At 64.4% G+C, this 24,938-nt stretch carries 20 protein-coding genes; 9 read left to right on the top strand and 11 right to left on the bottom strand.

Going from position 1 to position 24,938, the window contains the following annotated elements; all coding sequences use genetic code 11:
- Positions 1 to 29 precede the first annotated feature (29 nt).
- Positions 30 to 1,001 (bottom strand): hypothetical protein, encoded by a 972-nt coding sequence (locus ACIQTZ_RS20000; protein ID WP_400333561.1) that lies wholly within the window; start codon positions 999 to 1,001, stop codon positions 30 to 32.
- Positions 1,002 to 1,156: 155 nt separating this feature from the next.
- Here ACIQTZ_RS20000 and ACIQTZ_RS19995 point away from each other — a divergent pair, with 155 nt between their 5' ends.
- Positions 1,157 to 1,630, top strand: coding sequence for a DUF4383 domain-containing protein (locus tag ACIQTZ_RS19995; protein WP_400333559.1), 474 nt, complete (start codon positions 1,157 to 1,159; stop codon positions 1,628 to 1,630).
- An 80-nt stretch (positions 1,631 to 1,710) separates the two neighbouring features.
- Here ACIQTZ_RS19995 and ACIQTZ_RS19990 read toward each other — a convergent pair whose 3' ends face one another.
- The 7 genes from ACIQTZ_RS19990 to ACIQTZ_RS19960 form a co-directional block, all read right to left on the bottom strand.
- Entirely contained in the window at positions 1,711 to 3,771 is a 2,061-nt protein-coding gene (locus ACIQTZ_RS19990; protein WP_402983246.1) for a glycosyl hydrolase family 28 protein, read from the bottom strand.
- A 204-nt stretch (positions 3,772 to 3,975) separates the two neighbouring features.
- Positions 3,976 to 4,656 carry a response regulator gene (locus tag ACIQTZ_RS19985; protein WP_402983244.1) on the bottom strand — a complete coding sequence of 227 codons (681 nt, stop codon included), beginning with the start codon at positions 4,654 to 4,656 and terminating at the stop codon, positions 3,976 to 3,978.
- Positions 4,649 to 5,986: a sensor histidine kinase gene (locus ACIQTZ_RS19980; RefSeq protein WP_402983241.1), complete on the bottom strand. Its 1,338-nt coding sequence runs from the start codon at positions 5,984 to 5,986 to the stop codon at positions 4,649 to 4,651. Before ACIQTZ_RS19980 ends, ACIQTZ_RS19985 begins: the two co-directional genes overlap by 8 nt.
- A gap of 123 nt (positions 5,987 to 6,109) precedes the next feature.
- Entirely contained in the window at positions 6,110 to 6,925 is an 816-nt protein-coding gene (locus ACIQTZ_RS19975; protein WP_402983238.1) for an IclR family transcriptional regulator, read from the bottom strand.
- Between the two features lie 87 nt (positions 6,926 to 7,012).
- Entirely contained in the window at positions 7,013 to 8,269 is a 1,257-nt protein-coding gene (locus tag ACIQTZ_RS19970; protein WP_402983235.1) for an aminopeptidase P family protein, read from the bottom strand.
- Positions 8,270 to 8,300: 31 nt separating this feature from the next.
- On the bottom strand, positions 8,301 to 9,647 hold the full coding sequence (locus ACIQTZ_RS19965; protein ID WP_402983232.1) for an MFS transporter: 1,347 nt from the start codon (positions 9,645 to 9,647) through the stop codon (positions 8,301 to 8,303).
- A 774-nt stretch (positions 9,648 to 10,421) separates the two neighbouring features.
- Positions 10,422 to 11,093: a GntR family transcriptional regulator gene (locus ACIQTZ_RS19960; protein WP_400333547.1), complete on the bottom strand. Its 672-nt coding sequence runs from the start codon at positions 11,091 to 11,093 to the stop codon at positions 10,422 to 10,424.
- Positions 11,094 to 11,244: 151 nt separating this feature from the next.
- On the opposite strand from ACIQTZ_RS19960, the gene glyA reads away from it, so the two are divergent.
- From glyA to purU, 7 genes are read left to right on the top strand one after another with little or no spacing between them, the layout of a single operon-like run.
- Positions 11,245 to 12,594, top strand: a complete 1,350-nt coding sequence (glyA, locus tag ACIQTZ_RS19955; RefSeq protein ID WP_402983229.1) for a serine hydroxymethyltransferase — start codon at positions 11,245 to 11,247, stop codon at positions 12,592 to 12,594.
- Positions 12,591 to 13,811 carry a sarcosine oxidase subunit beta family protein gene (locus ACIQTZ_RS19950; RefSeq protein WP_402983226.1) on the top strand — a complete coding sequence of 407 codons (1,221 nt, stop codon included), beginning with the start codon at positions 12,591 to 12,593 and terminating at the stop codon, positions 13,809 to 13,811. The genes glyA and ACIQTZ_RS19950 overlap by 4 nt, the downstream gene beginning before the upstream one ends.
- 13 nt (positions 13,812 to 13,824) lie before the next feature.
- Positions 13,825 to 14,190: a sarcosine oxidase subunit delta gene (locus ACIQTZ_RS19945; protein WP_402983223.1), complete on the top strand. Its 366-nt coding sequence runs from the start codon at positions 13,825 to 13,827 to the stop codon at positions 14,188 to 14,190.
- Positions 14,187 to 17,132, top strand: a complete 2,946-nt coding sequence (locus tag ACIQTZ_RS19940) for a 2Fe-2S iron-sulfur cluster-binding protein (protein ID WP_402983221.1) — start codon at positions 14,187 to 14,189, stop codon at positions 17,130 to 17,132. Before ACIQTZ_RS19945 ends, ACIQTZ_RS19940 begins: the two co-directional genes overlap by 4 nt.
- Positions 17,125 to 17,763, top strand: a complete 639-nt coding sequence (locus ACIQTZ_RS19935; RefSeq protein ID WP_402983219.1) for a sarcosine oxidase subunit gamma — start codon at positions 17,125 to 17,127, stop codon at positions 17,761 to 17,763. Before ACIQTZ_RS19940 ends, ACIQTZ_RS19935 begins: the two co-directional genes overlap by 8 nt.
- Positions 17,763 to 19,142 (top strand): L-serine ammonia-lyase, encoded by a 1,380-nt coding sequence (locus ACIQTZ_RS19930; protein ID WP_402983216.1) that lies wholly within the window; start codon positions 17,763 to 17,765, stop codon positions 19,140 to 19,142. Before ACIQTZ_RS19935 ends, ACIQTZ_RS19930 begins: the two co-directional genes overlap by 1 nt.
- Before the next feature lie 2 nt (positions 19,143 to 19,144).
- Positions 19,145 to 20,044 carry a formyltetrahydrofolate deformylase gene (gene purU / locus ACIQTZ_RS19925; RefSeq protein WP_400333533.1) on the top strand — a complete coding sequence of 300 codons (900 nt, stop codon included), beginning with the start codon at positions 19,145 to 19,147 and terminating at the stop codon, positions 20,042 to 20,044.
- 118 nt (positions 20,045 to 20,162) lie between these two features.
- Here purU and ACIQTZ_RS19920 read toward each other — a convergent pair whose 3' ends face one another.
- Both ACIQTZ_RS19920 and ACIQTZ_RS19915 read right to left on the bottom strand, forming a co-directional pair.
- Positions 20,163 to 20,852, bottom strand: coding sequence for a type 1 glutamine amidotransferase domain-containing protein (locus tag ACIQTZ_RS19920; RefSeq protein ID WP_402983213.1), 690 nt, complete (start codon positions 20,850 to 20,852; stop codon positions 20,163 to 20,165).
- Positions 20,853 to 20,872: 20 nt separating this feature from the next.
- On the bottom strand, positions 20,873 to 21,262 hold the full coding sequence (locus tag ACIQTZ_RS19915) for a nuclear transport factor 2 family protein (RefSeq protein WP_402983210.1): 390 nt from the start codon (positions 21,260 to 21,262) through the stop codon (positions 20,873 to 20,875).
- A gap of 199 nt (positions 21,263 to 21,461) precedes the next feature.
- Here ACIQTZ_RS19915 and ACIQTZ_RS19910 point away from each other — a divergent pair, with 199 nt between their 5' ends.
- Complete coding sequence (locus ACIQTZ_RS19910; protein ID WP_402983208.1) at positions 21,462 to 22,406, top strand: AraC family transcriptional regulator N-terminal domain-containing protein; 945 nt, start codon at positions 21,462 to 21,464, stop codon at positions 22,404 to 22,406.
- Positions 22,407 to 22,441: 35 nt separating this feature from the next.
- Here ACIQTZ_RS19910 and ACIQTZ_RS19905 read toward each other — a convergent pair whose 3' ends face one another.
- Positions 22,442 to 24,856: a LuxR C-terminal-related transcriptional regulator gene (locus ACIQTZ_RS19905; RefSeq protein ID WP_402983205.1), complete on the bottom strand. Its 2,415-nt coding sequence runs from the start codon at positions 24,854 to 24,856 to the stop codon at positions 22,442 to 22,444.
- Positions 24,857 to 24,938 lie beyond the last annotated feature (82 nt).

Here is a 24,938-nt window from a genome sequence, read left to right as displayed (position 1 = left end):
ACGCCTCGTCACCGCGAACCACAATGGGCCTATTCGCCGCCAAGCTGCCTGAAATCGTTCTCCCACAACCGGCGCATCTCCGCGTCCTTCCGGATCACCTCAAGCGTCTCCAACTCCGCGGGCGGTGCGGGACGCCGCGAGCGCGGAGTCAGGGACATCCGCCCTTGGTCCAGGGCCAGAAGCGCCCGGTCCGTCAGGGCATCCTGGCGCAGGGAAAGGCTGGTCTTCTTCCGCCTCAGGACCTCTTTCAACGCCGCCTGCGCCGAATCGAAGTCCCCGCGAGCCCTCTGGGCCCGCGCCCGGATCAGCAGCAGCGCGGCGGACAGATCGTCCGTATTAAGAAGGCCGTTGGTCCAAACCACCACGTCGCGGTGCCGTTCGAGGGCCAGCGCAGCTGTGCACCGCGCCAACGCGGAAGGCAACGACGGCGGCAAACCCACCACGGCTTCCAGGGCGGCCTCCATCATGCCCATTTCCCGCAGCGAGTGGGACAGCGCCAGGAACACGGATTCTTCGCTGAACAGCACTGGAACCTCAACGCGCTCGGCGACCTCAACCCGGGTGACCACCTGCCCAAGGTACTGGGCCGAGAACTGGCTGGCGTCGTCGTCGATCCTTGTCGCCAAGCCGCGCTGCAGCAATTCCGAGGCCCGCAGGTGGCCGCCGTGCTTGTACACGAGCAAGCCCGCCATGACGTAGCAAAGCCCGGCCCAGCCAGGAAACTCGCGGGCCAGGGCAAGGAGCCTCTCCGGTTCCGTGGACGTGAAGACGGCGTCATGCAGGACTTTGGCCTGCCTGCTGGAGAGGAATTTCAAACGCGGAACATCGCCGGCAACCGAAAGCCGCGCGGCACCGCGACCACCCAGGACGCCGGAAACCGCACCACCCAAACCGTCCGTGAGCCCTTTGACCGGCGTACGGATCCGCCCCTCCCGGAACGGGGTCAGGTCACGGGAATCATGAAAGATCGAGGCGAATCCACCGCTGGGACCGTGAGTCATGAACCCATGCTATCGGGCGCTGAACTGGCCGTATCCCCTGCTATCAGGGGCATTTCAGGAGTATTATGGCGGCGTCGGCAAGGTTTTCCGACACCCCTTGCCGCGGGCCGGTTCTCCATGAGAAGAGCCGGATAACAGCGTGAAAGGGAGGACTTATGACCACCGCTTCGCACCCAGCACACCACCATGCGATGGGTTTAACGCTTCACAACACAGCCATGGGAGTTGGCATTGTGTTCCTGCTGGTCGGTGTCCTGGGCTTCATTCCAGGAATCACCACCAATTACGGCGCCATGACCTTCGCAGGACATGATTCCGGCGCCATGCTGCTTGGAGTTTTCCAAGTGTCCATACTCCACAACATTGTCCATTTGCTGTTTGGCGCGGCCGGTTTGGCCATGGCAAGGACGGGCCGCATGGCCCGCCTGTTCCTCCTGGGCGGCGGAGCCGTGTACTTGGTCCTCTGGATCTACGGCCTGGTCATCAACCAGGAAACGGGCGCCAACTTTGTTCCGTTCAACACCGCCGACAACTGGCTCCACTTCATTCTTGGCGTGGCCATGATCGGCTTGGGCGTTTGGCTGGGCAGGGACGCAATGGACGAGACGGCGGCGCGCAGGGCACCTTAGCCATCCGCGCACGTTTCAGATTAACCACGACGGCGGCCGCTCCCCTTGCGGGGGCGGCCGCCGCTTCTCTTCTCCGGGTCTTACTGTCCGGCGGGCACAGGAGTGACGTTCGTGAACACATTGCCCGTGGAGTAGCCATCGAACCGCCACGGATTCGCGCCACCGCGGACGCTTTGGAACGTGACGCCGTCAAAGATGGAATCAGTCAGGCCTTTGATGTTGGTGGGATTCACGTTCCGGAAAACGACGTCCTGGAACGTGAATGCTCCCAAGGTCGCCGTCCCTTGTCCCAGGGACGGGCCGGCCTGGATATCGATCACCGGTTTGCTGTCCGAAACCGCCATTCCACACGTGGGCGAGTTGTTTCCGTCCACAGAAACATTCTTGACGGTGACGTTCTTAAAGGTCGCCGAATCGGCGGCAACATACCCGGACGGCGACTGGTTGTAGCTGAGCGACATAATGAAGGCACTGCTGCCCATGCAAGCCATGGCCGTGTCCCGGAACAGGAAGTCCCTGCCGCCACCAGCCATGTCGGAGGTGCTCTTCATGCGGAGGCCGCCGGTTTCCACTTTGTACATGACGTTGTCTTCCGCTAGCACCCGCTGGACCCACGCCGCCGTGTTGGAACCTACCGCGACGCCGCCGTGGCCCATGCGCATGTAGTTGTTGAAGATCCAGACGTCCTCGCTCGGCCGCCCTTGGGCTCCGTACTTGCCCTGGCCCGCCGCAAAGTTCACTTGGTCATCACCGGTGTCGAAGAAATTGTTCAGCACCATCCCATTGCTGGTGCCGCCGAACTCCAGGCCATCGCCGTTATTGGTGTTGTAGGTGGTGTGCCGCATGGCATTGACGGTGGTGTTTTTGCTGTCCAGGATCATCACGCCGTGGAAAGCCGGGTTGTCTGCAGTGATTCCCTCGAGGTACAGATTTTCCACGCCCATGAAGGTCATCAGGCTTGAGCGGTACTGCCCATAGAACACCGAATCATCCGGCGATTCAGGCGGGTTGATCGCGCCCGTGAGGAACTCGGGATGTTCCTTGGCGTTGCGGAACTGCGCGGCGGCCAACACGCCGTCGTCCAGGACCTTACCGGCGGAACTGGCCACGTACTGCGGAAGGGTGTTGCCCGCTTCGTCGGTAATGGAGCCCTCGGCCGTCCGCTTCCACCCATTGCCGTCCACCACGCCTTGGCCCGTGATGCGGACATTCTTGGCAACGCTTCCCGGCTCGCGGCTTTCGGCTGACCGGCCGTTGTCCCCCGGCAGCACGTTAATGAGCGACGGCGGCCTCCGGTAGTTCCGATACTCGGCCTCGCTGGGGAGCGGGTCGGGAACCGGATACAGGTAGTAGCCCTTGTCCAACGGGTAGTCTGCGGGATCGTCGGAGCCGAGCAGCCGGGCACCGTCTTCGAGCTCGAGCGTCATGTCCGAGTGCAGGAAGATGGCGCCGGTCTTGAACGTGCCGGCAGGGACCACCACCGTGCAGCCGGGGGTCCTGCAGGTATCGATTGCCTTTTGGATCGCTCTGGTATTCAAGGTTTGTCCATCGCCCACCGCTTTGTACGCGGGATGAGTAATGACCACCCTGTGGCGAGCAGGGGTGGTTGTCACGGTGATGGGGCCGCTCGCTGCAGACTCAGTCCCGTCAGCCCTGATGGCAGTGACGCTGAACTGGTAGGCGGTCTTTGGAGCCAGACCCGTCACCGTGAAGTTGTGGGCGACCGTGCGGACATGGAACCCATCCTTGTCTGCGGCGCGGAAGGCATCGACGTACTCCTGGGCAGGCGAATGGCTGCGGGCGTTCTGCTCCGCAGTCCCCAAGGGCTGCCCATTCATGTAAATGCGGTAGTCCACCACATCTACATAACTGCCCGGTTTGTTCCAGACGAGGAGGGTCTTGTCCTCCTCCGTGGCCTGCGCCGGAACACAAAGATTCTGTGGGGAAGTACCTGCACCCTGCGTGAGTTGGACGCTGCTGCTGGAGCACGCCGGGCTGTCAGCCGCACCGGGCCTATTGCCCGGCGCGGCGGTCCCCGGCGAGGCTGTGGCCGGTGCCGCCAGAGTAGCCAGCCCCAACGCCGCAGCCAAGGCGACCGCTCCCACGCCAGGGCTGAGCTGTTTCTTACGGAATGTCTGCATGGATGATCCTTCCCGGGCACAACGATGTGACCCAGTCCTGGAGCGCACGGGCACTCCGGCAATGGATAAACAGGGCAAGAAAACGTTTTCTCAGAACACCCTAGGAAGGAAGAAGGGTCAGGTCAAGCCTGCGTTCCGCCCGGGGTGACAATCAATCACTATGGTCGGCCCGGGATAATCCTCTTTTGTTGTCCCGGCGACGGGTCAGCCGAGTAGACGATGCTCATACGCGAAAGCAACCAATTGCAGGCGCGTCCGCACACCAAGCTTGGTGAGGACGCTCCGAAGATGTGTTTTCACCGTCGCTTCCGAGACAAACAGGCTCTCAGCCATCTCCCCGTTGGCCAAGCCCTTGGCAGCAAGCAGGAAGACATCCCTTTCCCTGGCAGACAGAGGCTCCAAAACTGAGAGGTCAGGTCCCGCCGTCGGCACCGTGCGGGCCGCATGCTGGAAGAGATCGTGGACGGAGCCGGGCGCGATGACGGAGTATCCGGAGTGGACCGTGCGGATGGCTGCCAGCAAGAACTCCGGTTCGGCACTCTTCAGCAGGTACCCGCTGGCCCCGGCCTGGACGGACTCCACTACGGCATGGTCGCGGTTGAAAGTTGTCAAAGCGATGATTTTCGGTTGATCCAGGCCCCGCTCGCGTGCTGAATCCACGATCATCCGCGTGGCGGTCACCCCGTCCATCTCAGGCATGCGCAGGTCCATGAGCACCACATCGGGAGGATGCTCGGCCGCGAGTTCCACAGCCTGCCCTCCATGATCAGCTTCCCAGGCCAGCGTCATGTCCGATTGGCTCTCCACCACCATGCGGATCCCCGCACGGAACAACGGTTGATCATCCACCAAGGCCACGCGAACGGACGAGGATGGATCAACCACGGTCGCCCGCTTCCAACACTCCCACGGCTACCTCGGAGGCTTCATCCTCGCTCTCTACAAAAACCTCGTCCACCAGCGCCGTACCATTTCGGGCACCATAAGGGATGAATGCCGTTACCCTGAATTGCTCGCCGTCCGGCCCCGCCGTCAACCAGCCGCCGGCAAGGTGGGCCCGCTCGCGCATCCCTGCAATCCCACGGCCAACCCGCTCCGCATTGTCTCCGGTGCCCGCTCCCCCCAATGGAGAGGACACCGGAAGCGCTGAGGCCGCATGCAACGTCAGCCCTGGCCCGCTCCAGTCCAGATGGAGACGAACCAGTGACCCGCGGCCACCATGTTTGAGGGCATTAGTGAGGCACTCCTGCACAATCCTGAACACCGCCAGTTGTTGGCCCGCACCAAGGTCCACAGGGGCTCCCGATTCGGTGCGTTGGATATCCAAGCTGCCCTGCCGCATCCTTTCGATGAGGGACGGAACGTCGGTCAGCCGTGGCTGTGGCGCAACCATGCCGTCATCCCGCACTCCTTCAATGACGCGCTGCGCATCCACCAAGGCATGCCGAGCCGAACCGGCAATATTTTCCAAAGCATCAAGGACCGCCTTGGGCTGGTTTTGACTCAGGTAGCGTGCGCCGTCCGCCTGGGCTGCGATCACCGCCAGGGAGTGCGCCAGGACATCGTGCAGGTCCCGGGCGATCCTGGTGCGTTCCTGCTCTACGACCAGTTCGATCTCCGTTTCCTTGAGGCTCGCCTGCGTCATGGCCTGGGCTTTGGACAGGTTGCGTCTGTCTTCATACAGCGCCACCAAAATCCCAAGGGTTCCACAAGCGGCTGCGATGACCAGCAGCATGCTGAACAACTGGCCGCCGTAGTTCTTGAGGGCGAAGGCATCGCCGAAATACAACGGCATGAACCAGCCGACTCCGTAGCCGTAGCGCCAGGAGATCATCATGAATGTCATGACCGCCACGAAGAGGACGTTGGCTGCGGCCGCCCAGATCCTTTGCCGCTTGCTTCCTGTCCACATTGTGAAGGCCAACGCAAAGGATGATCCGAGATAGATCGCCCAGTGATTGGGAGCCATAGGGGGCATGAGATAAACGAGTTGCCCGAGCAGCAAAGCCGCGGAGAACGACAGGGACACCAGGGGCTTCCAACCCGCCAAGGCGATTGCCGCCGTCGTCATCAGCAGAGGTGCCGTTCCCGCCCAGTATGGCAGGCCGGGCCACGGACCCATGCGGCCCGCTTCGGCAACACACCACAGCACAAAGAAGATGGCGGCCGCCGCGGGGGCGCCCCAATGCCGGACAACTCTTAGTGTTCGTTCCATGCCAGCCAGACTATCCACGGCTTGGAGCGGCCTCTGACCAAATTCCCGGCCTACCGAAGGATCTCCACCTGCGAGCCAGCAGATTCATCCTTCAAGCTGGGCTCGGCGACGCTCCACGTCGATTCAGACCGGCGGGCGTCCACCCAAGCGCGTGGTGACCTTGGCGGCTGCTTCGAGGCATGCGTCGCCGAGGCTGTTGAGGGTGTCCTGCGAAACGCGGAATTTGGGGGCGGGAACGAGCACAGCCGCAACAATGTGGCCTCGATGGTCGTAAACGGGCGAGGCAACACCTACCTCTTCGATGGAGGTCTCCCCGAAGTTGACGGCCCAACCCCGCGCGCCGGCTTCCTCCAGCCGCTGCAGATAGGCGTCGATGGAAGCTTCGTCCAACCCTGGCAAGGTAATCGAACCGCTGCGGAGCAGGCCCCGGACCCGCTCCGCATCCTCCGCAGCGAGGAAGACTTGGACGGACGAGCTCAGTGCCTCGCTGTACCGGGCCCCCAGCGGAGCAAGGTGCTTGACCTGATGGCGGCTGGGGATCTGCTCCACGCACATGGATTCGACGCCGTTCCACACCATGAGGGCGCTGGTCTCACCGGTACGTTCGGTCAGCTCGCGCAAAACGGGGTATGCGACGCGCCGCTCCTCGAGTTCCGCCAGGAGCGGGCCCGCCATCGCGATCATCCCCAGCCCCAAGCGGAACCGGCGCGAATCGACGTCGCGCTCCACTAAACCTTCTTGCTCCAAAGTGGCCAGTATCCGCGAAACGGTGCTCTTGTGGAGGCCAATCCTGCCTGCGATTTCGGTGACGCCCAGCAATGGTTCCTCGGCACTGAAGCTCTTCAGCACAGCTACGGCGTTGACGATGACGGAGGCACCTTTGCCTTCGCCATTGTTGTTGCTGCTGTCAGGAGTCGCGCTGGATTCCGTGGGAGTCATGGATTCACTATATTTCGCTGCGGGTGGTCCGCCGGTCCCGGCGCAGGGCCGGTGGACACTGTGCACCATGTCCACCGGCCCGTCACGCTAGGCTCCGATGATGTTGTACTCGGGGCCGAACGGGAACTTGGTGATGTTCTCCGCGCCGTCCTCGCCCACAACCAGGATGTCGTGCTCGCGGTAGCCACCGGCACCCGGCTGCCCGTCCAGCACCGTGATCATTGGCTCCATGGACACCACCATGCCCGGTTCGAGCACGGTATCGATGTCCTCGCGGAGCTCCAGCCCCGCTTCGCGGCCGTAGTAGTGGCTGAGCACGCCGAACGAGTGGCCGTAGCCGAAGGTCCGGTTCGCGAGGAGGCCGTGGCTGACGTAGATCTCGTTCAGCTCAGCGGCGATGTCCTTGCACACAGCGCCGGGCTTGATGAGTTCCAGACCGCGCTTGTGGACCTCCACGTTGATGTTCCACAGTTCCAGCGAGCGGGCATCGGGTTCGCCGTAGAAGAGCGTCCGCTCAAGGGCCGTGTAATAGCCGCTGGTCATGGGGAAGCAGTTCAGCGACAGGATGTCGTGTTCCTGGATCTTCCGGGTGGTTGCCCAGTTGTGGGCGCCGTCGGTGTTGATGCCGGACTGGAACCACACCCAGGTGTCACGGATTTCGGAGTCCGGGAACGTCCGGGCGATCTCGTGGACCATGGCTTCGGTACCGATCAGGGCAACCTCGTACTCGGTGATGCCGGCCGTGATGGCATTGCGGATGGCTTCGCCGCCGAGGTCGCCAATGCGGGCACCGTGCTTGATGACCGCGATTTCCTCGGCCGACTTGATCATGCGCTGGCGCATCGCGGCCTGGGCAACATCCACCAGAGCGGCGTCCGCGAAGGCCGCCTGGATCTTGTTGCGGTTGTCGAGCGGCAAGGAGTCGTCCTCGACGCCGATGCGGCGCGGCTTGATGCCGCGGGTGCGAAGGACTTCCTGGATGGCGTGGATGTAGTTATCCCGGCGCCAGTCCGTGTACACCAGGTTCTCGCCGTAGCTGCGGCGCCAAGGCATCCCGGCGTCGATATTTGCCGTGATGGTGACCGTGTCATCCTTGGTGACCACCATGCCGTAGGAACGGCCGAAGTAGGTGAAGAGGAAGTCGGAGTAGTACTTGATGGAGTGGTAGCTGGTGAGGACTACGGCGTCGAGGTCCTTCTCCGCCATGATGCTGCGGAGGCCGGCAAGGCGACGCTCGAACTCGGCGTCGGAGAACGTCAGCGAAACCTTGTCGCCGTTATTGAGGACCTTGAGGCGCTCCAGTTTGGCGACGTCGTTGACAGCCTGGTCTTGGGTGATGGTCATGGGTGTTCCTTTCGATAGGTGTGGTTATTTGTCAGTCCTGCTGCAGGGGCTTCTTGGAAGTCTCCGCGGCAAAGAGGACTGCGATCAGGGAAACAATGGAGGCGGCTACGAGGTACCAGCCGGGAGCCAACTGGTTGTGCGTCAAGCCGATCAGGAGGGTCGCCATGAACGGGGCGGTGCCGCCGAACAGGGCGTTGGAGAGGTTGAAGCTCACGGCGAATCCCGTGTAGCGGACCTTGGTGGGAAACAGTTCGGCGAGGAAGCTGGGCAGGGTGCCGTCGTTGAGGGTCAGCATGCCGCCCAACAGGATCTGCACCAGCACGATCACCAGGAAGTTCCGCGTATCCAGCAGCATGAACGCCGGCACGGTCAGCAGCACGAAGAGGATGGACGCCGTGAGGAGCATCCGCTTCCGGCCGAATTTGTCCGATGCGATACCGGTCAGGAAGATAAACCCGATGTAGCTCGCCAAGGCAATGGTCGTGGCCAGGAACGACTCCGTGGCACCGAACCCCAGTTCCTCCGACAGATACGTGGGCATGTAGCTGAGGATCACGTAGAAACCGACGGCGTTCAGCAGCACGGCGCCCGTGGCGATGATCAGTTGCCTCTTGTAGAGCCGGAACATCGCGAACGCAGGCGCCTTCACGGCGTGGTCCTGCTCGGCGAGCTCGCGGAACGCCGGGGTGTCCTCAAGCTTGGTCCGGATGTACCTGCCGATCAGGCCCATAGGAGCCGCAAGCAGGAACGGCAAGCGCCAGCCCCACTCATTAAGCTGCTCGGGCGTCATGGCTGAACTCAGCAGGGCGGCCAGCAGGGAACCCAGCAACAGTCCCGCTGCGGTACTTGCAGGCACGACGGCGGCATAGAGTCCGCGCCGATGGGCCGGCGCATACTCCACCAGGAAGGCGGACGCCCCGGCGTACTCCCCTGCCGCAGAGAAGCCTTGGACCACCCTGACCAGCAGGAGCAGGATGGGGGCCATCACGCCGATGGTGGCGTACCCGGGTATGAGGGCGATGCAGAACGTGGCTATGGACATCAACAGGATCGAGAGGCTCAGTGCCTGCTTGCGGCCAAGCCTGTCTCCGATGTGGCCCCAGATGAAACCGCCGAGCGGCCTGACGAAGAAGCTCACGGCGAAGACACCGAACGTTGCCAGGAGTGCGGTCTGCCGGTCGGATTCCGGGAAGAAGACTGTGGAGATGATGCCGGCAAGGTAGCCGTAAACGGCGTAGTCGAACCATTCGACGAAGTTGCCGATGAAGCTCGCAGTGACAACTCGTCGTCGAGTGTCTTTGCTGACTGTGTGGTTGTTTGTGGTCTTGGCGCCGAGAGCGGTCGTTTGCTCGGCTGCCACAGAGGATTCATTGCTCATGTGTCCACCAAAATCATTTGGGTTGCATTCAACGCAACGCTGTTGCACCAGATTATGTGTGAGCGACGCCACGGTCAAGGGCTAAATTTTCGAAAGAGTACATTGGATTCTGACCGTAAAGGGCGAGGCGCGGTATTCAAGACCGCAAACCGAGGGACATCGGACTTGTTGCATTCAATCCAACTCAGTTGCCACTGACGCTCTCTCACCAAACACCCCCATCCAGCCAAACGCTCTCTCACCAAACACCCCCAACCGCCCAAACGCTCTCCCACCAAACACCCCCAACCGCCCAAACGCTCTCTCAACGGCAAGAACGCTCGACGTCGGCACCCAGGCGGGTGTCGACGTCGTACGCCAGGGGCCAACCACCCGAGGATGGGAGAGCGGGATCGCCATAAGGGGCGGTCGGCGAGAGAGGGACCGCCATTACGGGCGGTTTGGTGAGAGAGCGCCTGCCGGAAGCGGGCGGTTTGGTGAGGGAAGGCTGGTAGGCGGGGGCATCCGGCAACTCGCGCCTAAGGGAGGAAGACCGAGCGCGCAGAGGATGGCGCCTCCGCCAGGGACGGGAAAGAGCGACCCCTAGAACAGGCGGTTCGGTGAGAGAGCGCCCGCCATAAGGGGCGGTTTGGTGAGAGAGCGTCCGCCATAAGGGGCGGTTCGGTGGGAGAGGGACCGCCACTATGGGCGGCTCAGTGAGAGAGGGACCGCCAAAAAGGGCGGTTCCGTGAGAGAGCGTCCGCCAAAACGGGCGGTTCAGTGAGAGAGGGTCGGTTAGAGGACCTTGCGGATGGTCTCTTCGAAGCTCACCACGTGATGCAGGGCCAGGTTGGCGGCGCGCTCTTCGTCACCGTCCGCGATGGCCGTGAGGAGATCCGCATGCTCGGAGATGTGGCCGGAGACCGAGGGCATCTTCTCCAGCATGTGGCACCAGATGCGGGTGGCGAGGTTGTCGTACCGGATCAGGACGTCCTCAAGGTGTGCGTTGGCCGAGGCTTTGTAGATGAGCCGGTGGACCTGGATGTCGTAACGCATGAGTTCCTGCGAGGAGGCATCCTGGCCTTCGAGATCCCGGATGGCCGCAGCAACGTCGCGGAGCTCTGCACGCATTGCCGGACTGGCCATGCGGGCGGCCTTGCGGGAAGCGAGGGGCTCCAGGAGCTCACGGATTTCGGAGACTTCGGCGAGCTGGGTGATGTCCACGCCGGTGGCGAAGGTTCCGCGACGGGGGTAGGACACCACCAGGTGGTCGCTTTCCAGTCGTTTGATGGCTTCACGGACGGGCGTGCGGCCGATACCGAGTTCGGTGGCGATCTGTCCGTCGTTGATGGGGTCGCCCGGTTTGATGTCCAGCATGATGAGCCTGTCGCGCAGCAGCAGGTAGGCGTTCTCCGCCAGGGATGTACCCTGCGGAGCTGTTTCCAAAGCTTCCAGTGCTGTAGTCATTGCCTTCTCCCCGGATGGTCGCCATCGGCCTGCTGGATAAGTTGCCGCAGACCTGTTGACGACTATGTGATGTCCAACATACTATGGCAATAGTTCTAATATATCAGTTGGCTAATAGTCAGCAATCACACGTACTTCAAAGGAGAACACCATGGTTGAACCGCTGATCCGCCCGCTCGCCCAGGCGGACCCGGAGGTTGATCAGGCGATCGCCCAGGAACTCATCCGCCAGCAGTCCACGCTGGAAATGATCGCTTCGGAGAACTTCGCCCCCACGGCCGTCATGGAGGCCCAGGGCTCGGTGCTCACCAACAAGTACGCCGAGGGCTACCCGGGCAAGCGCTACTACGGCGGCTGCGAACACGTTGATGTGATCGAACAGCTCGCCATCGACCGCTTGAAGTCGCTCTTCGGCGCAGAATACGCCAACGTGCAGCCCCACTCCGGAGCACAGGCCAACGCCGCGGCAATGCACGCGCTGATCACGCCCGGCGACACCATCATGGGCCTCAACCTGGCCCACGGCGGCCACCTGACCCACGGCATGCGGATCAACTTCTCCGGCAAGCTCTACAACGTGGTCCCGTACAGCGTCCGCGAGGACACCCACACCATCGACATGGCTGAGGTGGAGCGCCTGGCACTGGAGAACAAGCCGCAACTGATCGTGGCCGGCTGGTCCGCGTACTCCCGCCAACTGGACTTCGCCGAGTTCCGTCGCATCGCCGATTCCGTTGGCGCATACCTCATGGTGGACATGGCACACTTCGCCGGCCTGGTCGCTGCAGGTCTGCACCCGAGCCCGGTCCCGCACGCCCACATCGTCACCAGCACCACGCACAAGACCCTCGGCGGCCCCCGTGGCGGCGTGATCCTGACCAACGATGCCGACATCGCCAAGAAGGTGAACTCCGCAGTCTTCCCGGGCCAGCAGGGCGGACCGCTGGAGCACGTGATTGCTGCCAAGGCTGTTGCGTTCAAGTTCGCCGCAGAGCCGGAGTTCAAGGAACGCCAGTCCCGCGTCCTGGAAGGCTCCAAGATCCTCGCCGAGCGCCTCCTTAAGGAAGACGTGGCAGCGGCCGGAATCTCCGTGGTCAGCGGTGGCACCGACGTTCACTTGGTCCTGGTTGACCTGCGGAACTCCGAACTCAACGGCCAGCAGGGCGAGGACGCACTGCACCACATCGGCATCACGGTCAACCGCAACGCCGTCCCCTTCGACCCCCGCCCGCCGATGGTCTCCTCCGGCCTCCGCGTCGGCACCCCTGCCCTCGCCGCCCGCGGCTTCGGCGCCGGTGAATTCACGGAGGTCGCAGACATCATTGCGACGGCGTTGATCGCCTCGGCGAGCACCGGCACCTTGGACGAGGCGACCGCCGTCGAACTCCGCAGCCGCGTCACGGCGCTGGCGGACAAGTTCCCCCTGTACCCGCACCTTTCCACCAACGGCACCGGTGCCGAATCCGTACTCGAAGCAGAAATGATTGGAGCAGCCCAGTGAGTGTCGACCACCTCCCCGAACACCCTGACTTCCTCTGGCGCAACCCGGACCCCAAAAAGTCGTACGACGCAGTGATCGTCGGCGGCGGCGGGCACGGCCTGGCCACGGCCTACTACCTGGCCAAGAACCACGGCATGACCAACATCGCCATCCTGGAAAAGGGCTGGCTGGCCGGTGGCAACATGGCCCGCAACACCACCATCATCCGGTCCAACTACCTCTGGGACGAGAGCGCTGCCATCTACGAGCACGCCCTCAAGCTGTGGGAGATCCTTCCGGAAGAACTCGAGTACGACTTCCTCTTCAGCCAGCGCGGCGTGATGAACCTCGCGCACACCCTGGGCGATGTCCGTGAGAGCATGCGCCGCGTAGGCGCCAACCGGCTCAACGGTGTGGACGCTGAATGGCTGGAGCCGGACCAGGTCAAGGAACTCTGCCCCATCCTGAACACGAGCGACAACATCCGGTACCCGGTCATGGGCGCCACGTACCAGCCGCGCGCAGGCATCGCCAAGCACGACCACGTTGCCTGGGCCTTCGCCCGCAAGTGCGACGAGCTGGGCGTGGACATCATCCAGAACTGTGAAGTCACCGGCTTCATCAAGGACGGAAACCGGGTGACGGGTGTCCAGACCACGCGCGGCACCATCAACACCGAAAAGGTGGGTCTTTGCGCCGCCGGCCACAGCTCCGTGCTGGCCGAGATGGCCGGTTTCCGCCTGCCGATCCAGTCCCACCCGCTGCAGGCCTTGGTGTCCGAACTCCACGAGCCCGTCCACCCCACGGTGGTCATGTCCAACCACGTCCACGTGTACGTTTCACAGGCGCACAAGGGCGAACTGGTGATGGGCGCCGGCGTCGACTCGTACAACGGCTACGGCCAGCGCGGTTCCTTCCACGTGATCGAAGAGCAGATGGCAGCTGCCGTTGAACTCTTCCCGATCTTCGCCCGGGCCCACGTCCTCCGTACCTGGGGCGGCATCGTGGACACCACGCTGGACGCCTCCCCGATTGTGGGCGTCACTCCGGTGGAGAACATGTTCGTCAACTGTGGTTGGGGAACGGGCGGCTTCAAGGGCACCCCGGCAGCGGGCCTGACCTTCGCCCACACCATCGCCACGGGCGCACCGCACCAGCTCAACAAGCCCTTCGCACTGGAACGCTTCGAAACCGGTGCCCTGATCGACGAACACGGCGCCGCAGCCGTGGCCCACTAAGGAAGGCACGGACATGCTTCTTATCTCATGCCCCAACTGCGGGCCGCGCGACGAAACCGAATTCCACTACGGCGGACAGGCTCACGTCCCCTACCCGGAAAACCCGAACGACCTCACGGACCGGGAATGGGCTGAATACCTGTTCTACCGCGAGAACACCAAGGGCACCTACGCCGAACGCTGGGTCCACAGCACCGGGTGCCGCCAGTGGTTCAACATGCTCCGCGACACCGTGAGCTATGACATCCACTCCATCTACGCGATGGGTTCGCCTCGCCCGGAGCTCGCGGCAGACAATGCCGCAGGCCAAGCGGGCGCACCCGGCCTCGCCCCCGGAGCCCCCACCACATCCACCTCCCCGGAAGGAGCCCAGAAGTGACAAGCCAGAACGCCCGCCTCGCCACAGGCGGCCGCATCGACCGCAGCATCACCTGGCGGTTTACCGTGGATGGCCAGGAATTCGTTGGCCACCCCGGCGACACCATCGCTTCGGCCCTCCTGGCCAACGGCCACGTCAACGCCGGCAACTCCCTGTACGAGGACCGCCCCCGCGGGATCGTCGCCGCAGGGGTCGAGGAGCCGAACGCACTGGTCAAGATCGCTCCGCGTTTCCCCGGCCACGTCGCCGAATCCATGCTCCCGGCCACGGCAGTCTCCCTGGTGGACGGGCAGAGCATCGAGCTCCTCTCCGGCCTGGGCAAGCTTGACCCGGCCGAGGACAAGGCCGAGTACGACAAGAAGTACGTCCACACCGATGTCCTGGTGGTCGGCGGCGGTGTTGCAGGCCTCGCAGCCGCCCGGGAAGCCGTTCGCACCGGTGCCCGCGTCATCCTGATCGACGACCAGCCCGAACTCGGCGGTTCGCTGCTTTCGGGTTCCACCGCTGCGGGCCTCGCCGAGAGCATCGAAGGCAAGCCCGCCCTGGAGTGGGTCGCCGATGTTGAAGCAGAGCTGGTCTCCGCCGAGGAATGCACGGTGCTGCACCGCACCACGGCCTTCGGCTCCTACGACTCGAACTACTTCATCGCAGCCCAGAACCGCACGGACCACCTCAGTGTTCCTGCCGCCCCCGGTGTTTCCCGCACCCGTATTTGGCACATCCGTGCTGCACAGGTGGTCCTGGCTCCCGGCGCCCACGAGCGTCCGCTGGTCTTCGAGAACAACGACCGCCCGGGCATCATGCTCGCCTCGGCCGTGCGCACCTACCTCAACCGCTACGCCGTCGCAGCCGGCCAGCGCGTTGTCATCGGCACCACCAACGACTCCGCTTACCTGCTCGCCGCGGACCTGCAGGCAGCAGGCGTGCCGGTTGCCGCCGTCGTCGACGCCCGTCCGCAGATCAGCGAAAAGGCCGCAGCCGCCGTCGAATCCGGCCTCCGGGTCCTGATCGGCAGCGCAGTTGCCGATACCAGCGCTGATGAGGCCGGTCGCCTGAACGGCGTGACCGTCCGCAGCATCAACGACGACGGCGAACTCACCTCGGGCGTCGAGCAGATCGCCGCCGATGTCCTCGCCGTCTCCGGTGGCTGGAGCCCCGTGGTGCACCTCCACAGCCAGCGCCAGGGCAAGCTGCGTTGGGACGACGAACTGGCCGGTTTCATCCCGTCCAGCGTGGTCCGCAACCAGCAGGTTGTTGGCGCAGGCCGCGGCAGCTACGAACTGCAGGACTGCCTGGCAGAGGGCATCTCCGCCGGTGCGGCCGCTTCGATCGCCGCCGGCTTCGAATCCGCCGTCACTCCGTCCGAGGTCAAGGCCCCCGTGGCCAGCGCCCCGACGCGCCAGCTGTGGCTGGTTCCCGCCCAGGAAGGCGAGCCCGGTGAGTGGCACAACCACTTCGTCGACTTCCAGCGCGACCAGTCCGTAGCGGACGTCCTCCGCTCCACCGGCGCCGGCATGCGCTCGGTAGAGCACGTCAAGCGGTACACCTCCATCAGCACCGCCAACGACCAGGGCAAGACCTCCGGCGTCAACGCGATCGGCGTCATCGCCGCAGCCCTCAAGTACGGCGGCGCGGACGCAGTTCCGGGCATCGGCGAGATCGGCACCACGGCCTACCGTGCACCGTTCACCCCGGTGGCCTTCGCAGCCTTGGCCGGACGCCAGCGCGGCGAGCTCTTCGACCCCGCCCGCGTTACCTCGATCCACCCGTGGCACGTTGCCCAGGGTGCCCTGTTCGAAGACGTCGGACAGTGGAAGCGCCCGTGGTACTACCCGCAGGACGGCGAGGACATGGACACCGCGGTGCTCCGCGAGTGCGCCGCAGTCCGCGACTCTGTGGGCTTCATGGACGCCACCACCCTTGGCAAGATCGAAATCCGCGGCAAGGACTCGGGTGAATTCCTGAACCGCGTCTACACCAACGCGTTCAAGAAGCTCGCCCCCGGTTCTGCCCGTTACGGCGTCATGTGCACATTGGACGGCATGATCTTCGACGACGGCGTGACCCTGCGCCTGGACGAGGACACCTACTTCATGACCACCACCACCGGCGGCGCAGCCAAGGTGCTGGATTGGCTCGAAGAGTGGCACCAGACAGAATGGCCGGAACTCGATGTCGTCTTCACCTCGGTCACCGAGCAGTGGAGCACCATCGCCGTCGTCGGTCCCAAGTCCCGCGCAGTGATCGCCAAAGTGGCCCCGCAGCTCGCCGAGAACGGTGGCCTGGAAGCTGAGAACTTCCCGTTCATGACGTTCCGCGAGACCACGCTGGCCTCCGGCGTGCAGGCCCGCGTCTGCCGGATCTCGTTCTCCGGTGAACTGGCCTACGAAATCAACGTCCCCGCCTGGTACGGACTCAACACCTGGGAAGCCGTTGCCGCCGCGGGCGCCGAGTTCAACATCACCCCGTACGGCACGGAAACCATGCACGTCCTCCGCGCCGAAAAGGGCTACCCGATCGTTGGCCAGGACACCGACGGCACGGTCACCCCGCAGGACGCCGGCATGGAATGGATCGTCTCCAAGGCCAAGGACTTCATCGGCAAGCGCTCCTACCTCCGCGAGGATTCCAAGCGCGAGGACCGCAAGCACCTGGTGAGCGTCCTTCCCGTGGACCACTCGCTGAAGCTGCCCGAGGGCACCCAGCTGGTGGAGGCTGGCATCGCGGTCAACCCCGCGAACGGCCCGGTTCCCATGGAAGGCTTCGTGACCTCCAGCTACCACAGCGCCGCTTTGGGCCGTTCCTTCGGCCTGGCACTGATCCACAACGGCCGCAACCGCATCGGCGAGACCCTCCAGGCTTCCCTGGGCGACCAGCTGGTGGACGTGGTTGTTGGCGAAACCGTACTTTTCGATGCTGAAGGGACCCGCAAAGATGGCTGAGACAGCAACTCCTGCAGAAACCGTTGCCCGCGTTCGTGAGGCCCGCCGCAGCCCGGCACAGCACCTCGCCGACGCCTTCGTCTCCGGTTCCGTGGCCGGCTCGGTCACGCTCCACGAAATCCCCTACCAGGCACAGGTGGGCATCCGGGTGGACAGGACGTCCGACGCCGGTATCCGGGTTGCGTCCGTAACCGGCGGCTTGCCTGCCACGTCCGGTGAGGTGGTCACCTCCGGTGCCATCAGCACCGTGTGGCTCGGCCCCACCGAATTCCTGGTCATTGCCCCCGAAGAGTCCCACGACTCGCTCGGTGGATCCCTGGTAGGCGACCTGACGTCCGCCCTGGGCACGGACTCCGGCCAGGTGGTGGACCTGTCCGCCAACCGCACCACGTTCGAGCTCTCCGGCAGCCGCGCCCGCGCAGTCCTGGAAAAGAGCTGCGCACTGGACCTGCACCCGCGGGTCCTCAAGGCAGGCACCGCCCTGTCCACGGAAATCGGGCACATCCCGGTGGTCCTGTGGAAGACCGGTGAGGACACCTTCCGGATCTTCCCGCGTGCCTCCTTCGCCGACTTCCTGGGACGCTGGCTCCTCGATTCAATGCGGGAGTACGCGTCGCCTGAGGTCCCGTAATGGCACTTAGCGTGCTTGATCTGTTTTCCGTTGGCATCGGGCCGTCGTCTTCACACACGGTTGGCCCGATGCGGGCGGCAAAGCAGTTCACGGACGGACTTGTTTCGTCCGGCCAACTCCCGGCAACGGTACGCGTCCAGGCCGAGCTCTTCGGCTCCCTGGGCGCCACCGGCCGGGGCCACGGCTCGGACAAGGCGGTGGTCCTGGGACTGCAGGGCCACTCCCCCGAGACCGTGGATACGCGTACCGCGGACGACCAGGTGGCCGCGGCTGCCTTGGACGCCGAGCTGCGCCTCGACGGCAGCCACCGGGTGGACTTCAACTGGGAAGAGGACGTGGTCCTCCACCGCCGCAAGTCCTTGCCCGCCCACCCCAACGGCATGACCTTCCGGGCGCTGGACCACAGCGGCGCGGTGCTGCGGGAGCGGAGCTACTACTCCATTGGCGGCGGCTTCGTGGTGGACGGTGACGCCTCCGGCACGGACAAGGTGGTACCGGACACCACGGCGCTGCCCTACCCGTTCAGCTCGGGAGATGAGCTGGTTGCCCTCTGTCAACGCGAAGGCAAGTCCATCTCGGACATCATGCTGGCCAACGAACTGGTCTGGCGGTCCGAGGAGGAACTGCGCGAACGTCTCCTGGACATCTGGGCCGTCATGCGTGAGTGCGTGGACAACGGCTGCTCGGCCGAGGGAATCCTGCCCGGAGGCTTGAAGGTCAAGCGACGGGCGCCGTCGTTGTTCAAGAAACTGGCCGGGGCTGACGCTTCCAGCGGCAGCGATCCCTTGCTGGCCATGGAATGGGTAAACCTGTTCGCCTTGGCCGTAAACGAAGAAAACGCGGCCGGTGGCCGGATTGTCACCGCACCAACCAACGGTGCGGCGGGAATCGTGCCGGCCGTGCTGCACTACTACACCAAGTTTGTTCCGGGAGCGAACGACGACGGTGTGGTGCGGTTCCTGCTGGCGGCGGCCGCCGTCGGAATCCTGTTCAAGATCAATGCCTCGATTTCCGGCGCCGAAGTCGGTTGCCAGGGCGAGGTGGGCTCTGCCTGTTCCATGGCCGCGGCAGGACTGTGCGAGGTCCTCGGCGGAACGCCTGGGCAAGTGGAAAACGCAGCCGAAGTAGGCATCGAGCACAACCTCGGCCTGACCTGCGATCCCGTGGGCGGGCTGGTGCAGATCCCGTGCATCGAACGGAACGCGATCGCCAGCGTCAAGGCGATCAACGCCGCCCGCCTTGCCCTGCACGGCGACGGCAGCCACAAGGTTTCCCTGGACAAGGCCATCAAGACCATGCGGGAAACCGGAGCCGACATGAAATCCAAATACAAAGAGACCTCCCGTGGAGGACTCGCCGTCAACGTAGTGGAGTGCTGACCATGACTGCCATCCAATCCGAAACCGCCGTTGCTTCCGGCGCGGGGACAACCGTGGAACACGTGCTCACGCTGGACTGCCCCGAAGGCCCCGGCATTGTGCACGCGGTCTCCGGGTTCCTGCTGGAGCACGGCTGCGACATCATCGACAACAAGCAGTTCGGCGACCGCGCGGAAGGACACTTCTTCATGCGCGTACATTTCGCGTCCGACGGCGACGACTCCACCGTGGATGCGCTGCGGGCGTCTTTCGCCCCCGTGGGCGAGAAATACTCCATGAACTGGCAACTGCAGCGCCAGGGCTACAAGCGCAAAGTGCTGATCATGGTGTCCAAGTTTGGCCACTGCCTCAACGACCTGCTGTTCCGGGCGCGTATCGGCGAGCTCCCCATCGACGTGGTGGGTGTTGTGTCCAACCACCTCGACCACAAGGGCCTCGCGGAGTGGCACGGCATCCCGTTCTTCCATGTGCCTGTCACCGCCGCCACCAAACCTGCCGCCGAGGCACGCCTGCTGGAGATCATCGACGAACTCGACGTGGAGCTCGTGGTGCTCGCCCGCTACATGCAGGTACTCAGCGACGACCTTGCCCGGAAGCTGGACGGCCGGGCCATCAACATCCACCACTCGTTCCTTCCGAGCTTCAAGGGCGCCAAGCCGTACCACCAGGCTTATGCACGAGGCGTCAAGACCGTGGGCGCTACCGCGCACTACGTCAACGGCGAGCTCGATGAAGGACCGATCATCTCGCAGCAGGTAGTGGAGGTGGACCACACGTTCGGACCGGACGATCTCGTAGCCGCCGGTCGGGACACGGAATGCAAGGCACTGAGCAACGCCGTTCGTTGGCACTGCGAAGGGCGGATCATCCTGAATGGGAACAGGACGATCGTGTTGAAGTAAGGCCTTGCTTCCGCCTGCGTGCGGGGACTCGTCCGTCGGTGAACGGACGACCACGCGGGTCCGCTGCCAAAACGCCGTTCCGCAACGGCGTACTGGGCAGCGGACCCGCGTTTTGGCGTTAAGGCAGCCGCACACTCAGTTCCTGGAGCAGCGCCTCTGCTGCTGCGCGGGACGACTCCGGATTCTGCCCTGTGATGAGCAGGCCGTCCTGGACCACATGGGAACCCCAGTCCGGCCCGCGTTCAAACAAGCCGCCCTTGGCCGTGAGCTCGTCCTCGAGGAGGAACGGCACCACCTCCGTGAGTCCAATGGCTTCCTCCTCCGAGTTGGTGAATCCGGTAACTTTCCTGCCTTCAACCAACGGCCGGCCGTCGGCGTCCTTCACGTGCCGCAGGACTCCCGGCGCGTGGCAAACGAGAGCTACTGGCTTGTTGGCATGGGCAAAGCTTTCGATCAGGGCGATGGAGTCCGGGTCCTCGGACAGGTCCCACACCACTCCGTGCCCGCCGGGATAGAAGACCGTGTCAAAGTCCTCCTGCGACACCTCGGAGAGCTTCACAGTCCGCCCTAGCTGGGCCAAGGCATCCCGGTCGGCAAGGAAACGCCGCGTGCTGTCCGTTTCATAATCCGGCCCGGCGCTGGCGGGATCAAACGGCGGGCGCCCTCCTCCCGGCGAGGCCAGCGTGATCGCGGCACCTGCCTCCTTGAAGGCGTAGTACGGCGCCGCCAATTCCTCGAGCCAAAAACCGGTCTCGCGTCCGGTATCCCCCAATTGCCCGTGCGACGTCAGGACGATCAAAATCTTCATGGTGTTCCTCTCGGTTGGGTTCACGCTGACTTCAGGTACGCATCCTTGCGGGCCACTTTGGTCCCGCGGAATTCCCAGTGGTCCACGCCGCGCACGCTGTGCTGTTGCCCGTCAGCGGTGGTGCCTGTCAGGAGCCATTCCGAGACACCGAAGTCCCCGCTGACAGCGTGCCGGTCGGTCGCATAATGGGCGTCCGGCATGGCTGCGAACCGGGCCGCGAAAGCCTCACGGAGCGCCTTCTTTCCGATCAGTCTGCGTCCCCAGGGCGCGGGGCCTTGAGCCAGGTCAAAGGAGCAATCGTCGGTGAAGAACTCCATGATGGCGTCCAGGTCATGGTCGTTGAAGGCTTCAAGGATCGCCTCGAGGGTTTCAACGGAGGCAGCCACATCTGCGGCGGTGTTGATGGTCATCAGAATTCTTCTCTCTGCCGAAAAGCCGTGGTGTAGCTCAACGCTAAGGAAAGCCGGCCGCGTAAAGCTTGCAGATTCCTCCCGTGCTGTTGCGGATTCCGCAGGATGGCGCCGAACCGTATCCTTGACACCTCAATCCATCCAGCGCGTATGCTGGCCTCCACTCCCCCGCCCCCAACGACGTAGAGCCGGAGCCCCCTTGAGCCCAGCCCAGAACCCCCTCGAATTCCGCATCACGTCCGGCGACCTGATCGCCGAGCTCATTTCCCGTGCCCCCAGGACCGGAGCCAATGAAGGCGGGTTTCCGGGCTTGATGATCTACCGCTTCGAGGAGCCGGCCGCGCCGGTCTGGGAAGAAGTCAGCGAGCTCCACCTGTGCGTGATCGCCCAGGGCCGCAAGCGCATCACCATGGACGGCACGGACCACTTCTACGATCCGTTCACGTACTTGGCGGTCCCCAACGATGTCCCCTTCCAGACGGTGATCCTTGAGGCAAGTCCGGAGAAGCCGTTCCTTTCCTTCGGCCTGCAGATCGATCCTGGCCTGGTCCGCGAGGTTTCAGCGGACATCCTCGAGGAACGGCGGGTGGCAGCCTTTGCCGAACCGGCGAGCCAGGAGAATCCGGCGTTCTTCTCTGCCCTGGACAGGGACATGATGGACGCGATCCTCCGCTTCCTCCGCTCCCTGAAATCGCCCACAGACCGCCGCGTACTGGCTCCGACGTACCTGAAGGAGATCGTGTACCGGGCACTCCAGGCCGGGCAGTATTCGCGCCTCGTGGAACGTGCTGCGAGCGAAAGCGCCAGGAATCCGGTCAGCGCGGTCATCGCCTACGCCAAGGAACACCTGGCCGAACCCCTGACAGTGGGCGAACTCGCCGGGCAGGCCCACATGAGCCCTTCGGCTTTCTCCCACCTGTTCCGGGACGTCACGGGCAAGTCGCCCTACCAGTTCGTCAAGGAACTCCGGCTGAACCGGGCGCGCGAACTGCTGGTGGAAAACACGTCCACCATCACGCAGATTTCCCGGGCCGTCGGCTACGGCAGCGCGTCCCATTTCATCAACGAATTCCGCGACCGCTACGGGGCCTCTCCGCGGGCTTTCGGCGCAGCACAGGCCGGGTTGCTCAAACAGGCCCTGTGACGTGGAAAGCCCAGTGACGTGGAAAGCCCAGCGGCTTAGACGGCCTGGCTCGCATACCAGGCCGCCACCTGGGTCCGCGATGTGAAGCCCAGTTTGGCCAGGATATTTTCCAGGTGCCCGTCCACCGTCCGCGGCGAGACCACCAGCTCCGCGGCGATGTCCTTGTTGCTGCGGCCTTCGGCCACGAGTCCCGCGATCTGGAACTCCCGCTTGGTCAGGGCCGGCCCCGCGGGTGTCCGGTAGGCAGCGCCCGACGGCGGCCTCCCGCCGTCGGGCTTCACGTCCCGGACGGCGCGTGGCTGCTTGGGTTGCGCCGGGGCTGTCACGGCGCGCACAAGCTCCAGCGCAATGTCGATGGCTTTGGCTTCCGTGGGCTCGCCGGTTTCCACGCCGATGGCTTCGAAACGGTCCGCGCCCAGTTCGCGTTTCAGGAGGACCGCCGTCGCGTCCTTGTCGCCTTCCAGATGCGGGCCGAACGCGGCAACCGACGTGCCGAACCCCTTCCACACAGCCCTCGCTGCGTGGTGGGCGGTGGCGGCCTCCTTGTAGTGCTTGAGCGTCGCGAGGGTCCACGCGACGTCGTCCATGGTGAGTGCCGTGCAGATCCCGTCCAGGAAGTCCCGTTCGATCTCCAGGGCCCGGACGTGCGCTTGCAAGGCGGAGTCGAGGTCGCCGAGGTGCCGCAAGCACAGTCCCGAGACCCAGTGCGCATACGCCTTGGCCCACAGCTCACCCAGTTCCCGGCTCTCCACGATGGCCGCCCGGCAGGCTTCAAGCCCGGCTCGAGCTTCCTCGGGTCCGGCAAAGGCCTGCGCCCAGGCCAGGTGGAACGTGGCGATGAGGGCGGACATGGTGTCCCCGGCAGCACGCTGTGCCGCGATGGCGTCCTTGAACATCCGGATGGCGGGTCCGAGGTCTCCGCTGAAGAGGTGGAGGAGCCCGTCCCAGTGATCGGCCTGCCCGTTGAGCAGTGCGTCGTTGCGGAGGCCCGCCACGTGCCGGCACTCCGCCAAATAGCCAGCTGCAGCGCTCTTCTCGCCTTGGACCAGGGAGATCCAGGCACCGGCCCAGAGCGCTTCGCCGCGCTCGGCAGTGGGCTCCGTGGTCAGCGCGAGCATCCGGTCCAGCCACCGGCGCCCGTCGCTCAGGTTGCCGCCGGCATGCCAGTGGTAGCGGAGCAGCGCCGCGAGCCGGGTGCCCGCCAGTTCCTCGCCGGGGGTGGACGCGGACCAGTCAAGGGCGGAGAGCAGGTTGGCGTGGTCCCGCCGGGCCGCTGCGAGCCTTTCGGCCTGGTCCGGCCCGCACCACGTGGCCACCATCCGCGCTGCCCGGTCCAGGTAATGGTCCCGTTGCCGGCGGCGGAGCTCCTGGGTCTCGCCCAAGGCGTCCAGCAGTTCGGCCCCGTACTCGCGGAATGTGAAGAGCTGGCGGTAGCGCTGCCGGTTTCCGCCTTGGCTGGCCGAGCCACCCGAGCGCTCTGACAGCACCAGGGACTTGGCCACCAGGTGGTCCAGCAGGTCCAGGACTTCGCCACTGCTGATGTCCCCGAAGCCGCACACTTCCTCTGCCGCTTCGAGGTCGAAACCGCCGGGAAAAACGGTGAGCCGGGCCCATAGGGTCCGCTCGGCCGGGGTGCACAGCTCGTAGCTCCAGTCCACCAGCGCCCGCAGTGTTTGCTGGCGGGGAATGGCCACCCGGCTGCCGCCGGTGAGGAGGTCGAAGCGCTTGTCCAGGCGCTCCACGAGCTGCGCAACCGACAGCGAGCGCAGCCTGGAGGCGGCCAGTTCGATGGCCAGCGGGATCCCGTCCAGCCGTTGGCAGAGTTGGCCCACGGCCCGGCGGTTGTCCTCGGCGATCTCGAAGTTGGGGTCCACGCTGCGGGCCCTGTCCGCGAGCAGCCGGACGGAGTCGAACGCTTCCAGGGAACCTTCGCCCAGGGTTGCTTCGTCCGGGGCGGCGAGGGGCGGGACGGTGTAGACCTGCTCGCCGAAAATGGCGAGCGGCTCACGGCTGGTGGCGAGAATCCGCAGTCCCGGTGCCAGGTCCAGGAGTTGGGATGCCACCGCCGCCACGGCATCCAGCAGGTGCTCGCAGTTGTCCAGGACCAGCAGGAGTTGCCGGTCCCGCAGGAAGTCTGCGAGCCGGTCCAGCGGCGCACGGTTGGACTGGTCAGCGAGGCGCAGCGCCGTGGCAACCTGCGATCCGATGAGCGATCCGTCTTCCAACGCCGCCAGCTCAACGAACCACACGCCGTCGTGGAATCCCTTCCGCGAGCGCGAGGCGAGCTCCATGGAAAGCCGTGTTTTACCCACCCCGCCGGGCCCCACCAGCGTGAGGAGACGGGAGCGTGACATGAGGTCGCGACCGTCGGCGAGTTCCCGCCGTCGACCGATGAAACTCGTGAGGTCCTGGCCACCGGGGAGGTGCCCGACCAGTGCAGTGGTGCTCATAACCCTCCTGTGATGATCCACACAATACAGGTAGTGAAGGGGGTGGTTTCACCCATACGCAACGTCCGCAAAGAGAGCAGGC

It is taken from the genome of Paenarthrobacter sp. NPDC090520 (assembly GCF_044769205.1).
In the GTDB taxonomy this organism is placed as follows: Bacteria; Actinomycetota; Actinomycetes; order Actinomycetales; family Micrococcaceae; genus Arthrobacter.
The sequence above is the reverse complement of the archived record's forward strand: the minus strand, read 5'-3'. Positions and strand labels throughout refer to the sequence as shown.